Source organism: Streptomyces sp. JK94, assembly GCF_053613315.1.
This window is the reverse complement of record NZ_JBSICH010000073.1, coordinates 1-5,767: the sequence shown is the minus strand read 5'-3', so window position 1 is coordinate 5,767 and position 5,767 is coordinate 1. Positions and strand designations below refer to the sequence as shown.

Here is a 5,767-nt window from a genome sequence, read left to right as displayed (position 1 = left end):
TCAGTAGCGGTAGTGGTCCGCCTTGTACGGGCCCTCGACGTTGACGCCGATGTAGTCGGCCTGCTCCTGGCGGAGCGTGGTCAGCTTGACGCCGAGCGCGTCGAGGTGGAGGCGGGCGACCTTCTCGTCCAGGTGCTTGGGCAGCACGTACACGTCGGTCGGGTACGCGTCGGGCTTGGTGAACAGCTCGATCTGGGCCAGGGTCTGGTCCGCGAAGGAGTTGGACATCACGAACGACGGGTGGCCGGTGGCGTTGCCCAGGTTCAGCAGGCGGCCCTCGGACAGCACGATGAGGACCTTGCCGTCGGGGAAGGTCCAGGTGTGGACCTGCGGCTTGACCTCGTCCTTGACGACGCCGGGGATCTTGGCGAGGCCGGCCATGTCGATCTCGTTGTCGAAGTGGCCGATGTTGCCGATGATCGCCTGGTGCTTCATCCTGGCCATGTCCGAGGCCATGATGATGTCCTTGTTGCCCGTCGTCGTGACGAAGATGTCGGCCTGGTCGACGACCTCGTCCAGCGTCGTGACCTGGTAGCCGTCCATCGCCGCCTGCAGGGCGCAGATCGGGTCGATCTCGGTGACGATGACGCGGGCGCCCTGGCCGCGCAGGGACTCCGCGCAGCCCTTGCCCACGTCGCCGTAGCCGCAGACCACGGCCGTCTTGCCGCCGATGAGGACGTCCGTGGCACGGTTGATGCCGTCGATGAGGGAGTGGCGGCAGCCGTACTTGTTGTCGAACTTCGACTTCGTCACCGCGTCGTTGACGTTGATCGCCGGGAACAGCAGGGTGCCGTCGCGGTGCATCTCGTACAGACGGTGGACACCGGTCGTGGTCTCCTCGGTGACGCCGCGGATCTCGGACGCCAGCCGGGTCCACTTCTGCGGGCTCTCACTCACCGTGCGGGTGAGGAGCTCGAGGATGACACGGTGCTCGTCGGACTCGGCGGTGTCGGGCGAGGGAACCTTGCCGTCCTTCTCGTACTCGACGCCCTGATGGACCAGGAGGGTGGCGTCACCACCGTCGTCCAGGATCATGTTCGGGCCGCCGGTGGGAGTGTCCGGCCAGGTCAGCGCCTGCTCCGTGCACCACCAGTACTCCTCCAGGCTCTCGCCCTTCCAGGCGAAGACCGGAACGCCCTGCGGATTGTCGGGCGTGCCGTTCGGGCCGACGGCGATGGCGGCCGCGGCGTGGTCCTGGGTGGAGAAGATGTTGCAGGAGGCCCAGCGGACCTCGGCGCCCAGGGCGACCAGGGTCTCGATGAGCACCGCGGTCTGCACGGTCATGTGCAGGGAACCGGTGACCCGGGCGCCGGCGAGAGGCCGGGCCTCGGCGTACTCCCTGCGGATCGCCATCAGGCCGGGCATCTCGTGCTCGGCGAGGGTGATCTCCTTGCGGCCGAACGCGGCCAGGGACAGGTCGGCGACCCTGAAGTCCTTGGTTTCAGCGGACACTGAGGCTCCTTGACGTCTGAAGGTTGCGATGGATGTCGAGCGCGGCGGTGGACCGGTTGAGCGTGATGTAGTGCAGGCCGGGGGCTCCCTCCGCCAGCAGCCGCTCGGCCATGGCGGTGGCGTGGTCGACACCGATGCGGTGCCCGGCGGCGGGATTGCCTCGCGCCTGCTCCAGCCGATGCGCCAGGTCCTCCGGGAAGGCGGCGCCGGAGAGTTCGGCGAAGCGGCGGATCTGGCGGGCATCGGTTGCGGGCATGATCTCCGGAATGATCGGAAGGTCGCACCCCATGGCCGCGACCCGGTCGCGCAGCCGCAGATAGTCCTGCACATGGAAGAACATCTGCGTGATGGCGTAGTCGGCACCGGCCCGGCACTTCGCGACGAGGTGCCGGATGTCGCTCTCCCAGTCGGGCGAGCGCGGATGCCGTTCCGGGAAGGCCGCCACGCCGACGGTGAAGTACCCCAGCGAACGGACCAGCTCCACCAGTTCCCTGGCGTACGTGAACCCGTCGGGGTGCGGGGTCCACGGGCCGCCGGGGTCGCCGGGCGGGTCCCCGCGCAGGGCGAGCACGTCACGAATGCCGGCGTCCGCGTACTGACCGATGATCTGGCGCAGTTCGGCGACCGAGTGGCCGACGGCGGTGAGGTGGGCGACCGGTCTCAGAGTGGTCTCCGCCGCGATGCGCCGGGTCACGGCGACCGTGCGGTCCCGGGACGCACCACCGGCTCCGTACGTGACGGAGACGAAGTCGGGACGCAGCGCCTCTACCCGGCGGATCGCCTCCCAGAGCACGCGCTCACCCTGCTCGGTCCTCGGGGGAAAGAACTCGAAGGAGAAGGTCGTCATGCCCGCCCTCCCGCGTTGAAGTAGCCGGCCTCGGAGTGATGGGTGACGATGGCGTCGGTGGACTGCTCGGGGTGGAGCTGGAACTCCTCCGACAGATGGACGCCGATGCGCTCAGGCTCGAGGAGGCCGGCGATCTTCACGCGGTCCTCCAGGTCCGGGCAGGCCGGGTATCCGAGCGAGTAGCGACAGCCCTGGTACTCGGTGCGGAGCATGCCGTCGAGCGAGTCGGGGTCGCCCCGCTCGATGCCCAGCTCGGAGCGCACACGCGCGTGCCAGTATTCGGCGAGGGCTTCGGCGAGTTGGACGGACAGGCCGTGGAGTTCGAGGTAGTCGCGGTAGGCGTTGGCTTCGAACATGCGGGCTGTTTCCTCGCCGATGCGGGAGCCGACGGTGACGATCTGGAAGCCGACGATGTCGGTTTCGCCGGATTCCTCGGGGCGGAAGAAGTCGGCGAGGCACAGGCGTCGGCCGCGGCGCTGGCGGGGGAAGGTGAAGCGGGTGCGTTCGTTGCCCGCTTCGTCGAGGACGATGAGGTCGTCGTCCTTGGAGACGCAGGGGAAGTAGCCGTAGACGACGGCCGCTTCCAGCAGGTTCTCCCTCTGGAGGCGGTCGAGGAGGCCGCGCAGCCGGGGGCGGCCCTCGGTTGCGACGAGTTCCTCGTAGGAGGGTCCTTCGCCGGTGCGGGCCTGTTTCAGGCCCCACTGGCCCTTGAACAGGGCGCCCTCGTCGAGCCAGGAGGCGTATTCCTTGAGCTGGATGCCCTTGATGACGCGGGTGCCGCGGAAGGGCGGGGCGGGGACGGGGTTGTCGGTGGCGACGTCGGAGCGGGCGTGGTCTTCCCCGGGTCGTTCCTCGACTGTCACCGTGGCCGCCCGCACCCGGCGCGGGCGCAGCTGGGGCAGTTGTGCGCCGGGTACGCCGCGTTTGACGCCGATGAGGGCGTCCATCAGGCGCAGGCCCTCGAAGGCGTCGCGGGCGTAGCGGACTTCGCCGTCGTAGATGTCGTGGAGGTCCTGTTCGACGTAGGCGCGGGTGAGGGCGGCGCCGCCGAGGATGACGGGGTAGTCGGCGGCCAGTTGGCGCTGGTTGAGTTCTTCCAGGTTCTCTTTCATGATCACGGTGGATTTGACGAGGAGGCCGGACATGCCGATCACGTCGGCCCGGTGCTCTGCGGCTGCTTCCAGGATCGCGGAGACGGGTTGCTTGATGCCGAGGTTGACGACGGTGTAGCCGTTGTTGGACAGGATGATGTCGACGAGGTTCTTGCCGATGTCGTGGACGTCGCCGCGGACGGTGGCCAGCACGATGGTGCCCTTGCCGTCGTCGTCGGTCTTGTCCATGTGCGGTTCCAGGTGGGCCACCGCGCTCTTCATGACTTCGGCGGACTGGAGGACGAAGGGCAGCTGCATCTGACCGGAGCCGAACAGTTCGCCGACGACTTTCATGCCGTCCAGCAGGGTTTCGTTGACGATGTCGAGGGCCGGGCGTTCCCGGAGGGCTTCGTCCAGGTCCCGTTCCAGGCCGTTCTTCTCGCCGTCGATGATGCGCCGCTTGAGCCGTTCCTCCAGCGGGAGCGCGGCCAGTTCCTGGGACTTGGAGGCCCGCAGTGATGTGGCGGTGGCGCCCTCGAAGAGCTGCATGAGCTTTTGCAGCGGGTCGTAGCCCTCGCGGCGGCGGTCGTGGATCAGGTCCAGGGCGGTGGTGACCTGTTCCTCGTCGAAGCGGGCGATGGGCAGGATCTTGGAGGCGTGCACGATCGCCGAGTCCAGGCCGGCCTTGACGCACTCGTCGAGGAAGACGGAGTTGAGCAGGATGCGGGCGGCCGGGTTGAGGCCGAAGGAGATGTTCGACAGGCCCAGGGTGGTCTGCACCTGCGGGTGGCGGCGTTTGAGTTCGCGGATGCCTTCGAGGGTGGCGATGCCGTCGCCGCGGGACTCCTCCTGGCCGGTGCAGATGGTGAAGGTCAGGCAGTCGACGAGGATGTCCGACTCGTGGATGCCCCAGTTGCCGGTCAGGTCCTCGATCAGCCGTTCGGCGATCTCCACCTTCTTCTCGGCGGTGCGGGCCTGGCCCTCCTCGTCGATGGTCAGCGCGATCAGCGCGGCGCCGTGTTCGCGCGCCAGCCGGGTGACCCTGGCGAAACGGGAGCCGGGGCCGGCCCCGTCCTCGTAGTTGACCGAGTTGATCACCGCGCGGCCGCCGAGCTTCTCCAGCCCGGCGCGGAGCACCTCGACCTCGGTGGAGTCCAGTACGACCGGCAGCGTCGAGGCGGTGGCGAACCGGCCGGCCAGCTCCGCCATGTCGGCCACGCCGTCACGGCCCACGTAGTCCACGCACAGGTCCAGCATGTGCGCACCCTCGCGGATCTGGTCGCGGGCCATCTCCACACAGTCGTCCCAGCGGCCCTCCAGCATCGCCTCGCGGAACTTCCTCGACCCGTTCGCGTTCGTCCGCTCACCGATCGCCAGGTACGACGTGTCCTGCCGGAACGGCACCGACTGGTACAACGAGGCCGCGCCCGGCTCCGGACGGGGGTCCCGTCCGGCCGGCACGGCACCGCGGACCCGCTCCACGACCTGCCGCAGGTGCTCGGGCGTGGTACCGCAGCAGCCGCCCACCAGCGACAGGCCGTACTCACGGACGAACATCTCCTGCGCATCCGCCAGCTCCGGCGCACTCAGCGGGTAGTGGGCCCCGTCCTTGCCCAGGACCGGCAGACCGGCGTTGGGCATGCAGGACAACGGGATACGCGAGTGACGGGCCAGGTAACGCAGATGCTCACTCATCTCCGCCGGACCGGTCGCGCAGTTCAGACCGATCATGTCGATACCCAGCGGCTCCAGCGCGGTCAGGGCGGCGCCGATCTCCGAGCCGAGCAGCATCGTCCCGGTCGTCTCGACCGTCACCGACACGATCACCGGCACCTCCAGACCCAGCGCGTCCAGGGCACGCCGCGCGCCCAGGACGCAGGCCTTGGTCTGGAGCAGGTCCTGCGTCGTCTCCACCAGCAGCGCGTCCGCACCACCCGCCACCAGCCCCTCGGCATTGCGCTGATACGCATCCCGCAGGACGGTGTAGGGGGCGTGGCCCAGCGTGGGGAGCTTGGTACCCGGACCCATCGAGCCCAGCACCCAGCGCTGCCGGCCGTCCCGCGCGGCGAACGCGTCGGCCACCTCACGCGCCACCCGCGCACCCGCCTCCGACAGCTCATGCACCCGCTCGGCAATGTCGTACTCACCCAGCGCCGAATGGTTCGCGCCGAACGTGTTCGTCTCCACACAGTCCACACCAGCCGCGAAATACTCCTCGTGCACCGAACGCACGATGTCGGGCCGGGTCAGATTCAAAACCTCGTTGCAGCCCTCCAACTGCTGGAAATCCTCCAACGAGGGATTCTGCGCCTGCAGCATGGTGCCCATCGCACCATCGGCGACCACCACACGGGTGGCCAGCGCCTCACGCAGGGCG

At 68.6% G+C, this 5,767-nt stretch carries 3 protein-coding genes; all 3 read right to left on the bottom strand.

All coding sequences use genetic code 11. The features are described from left to right. Positions 1–1,452, bottom strand: a complete 1,452-nt coding sequence (gene ahcY, locus ACVV2G_RS33110) for an adenosylhomocysteinase (RefSeq protein WP_453846465.1) — start codon at positions 1,450–1,452, stop codon at positions 1–3. Further along, the gene (gene metF, locus ACVV2G_RS33105) at positions 1,442–2,299 is read right to left on the bottom strand and encodes a methylenetetrahydrofolate reductase [NAD(P)H] (protein ID WP_453846464.1); all 858 of its coding nucleotides are present in this window, start codon (positions 2,297–2,299) and stop codon (positions 1,442–1,444) included. Before metF ends, ahcY begins: the two co-directional genes overlap by 11 nt. Further along, the coding region (metH, locus tag ACVV2G_RS33100; RefSeq protein ID WP_453846463.1) for a methionine synthase at positions 2,296–5,767 on the bottom strand (3,472 nt) is incomplete at its 5' end. The genes metF and metH, both read right to left, overlap by 4 nt.

Excerpts from the sequence above, each read along its gene's own strand:
- metF (WP_453846464.1), bottom strand. The coding sequence starts at position 2,299 with ATGACGACCTTCTCCTTCGAGTTCTTTCCCCCGAGGACCGAGCAGGGT.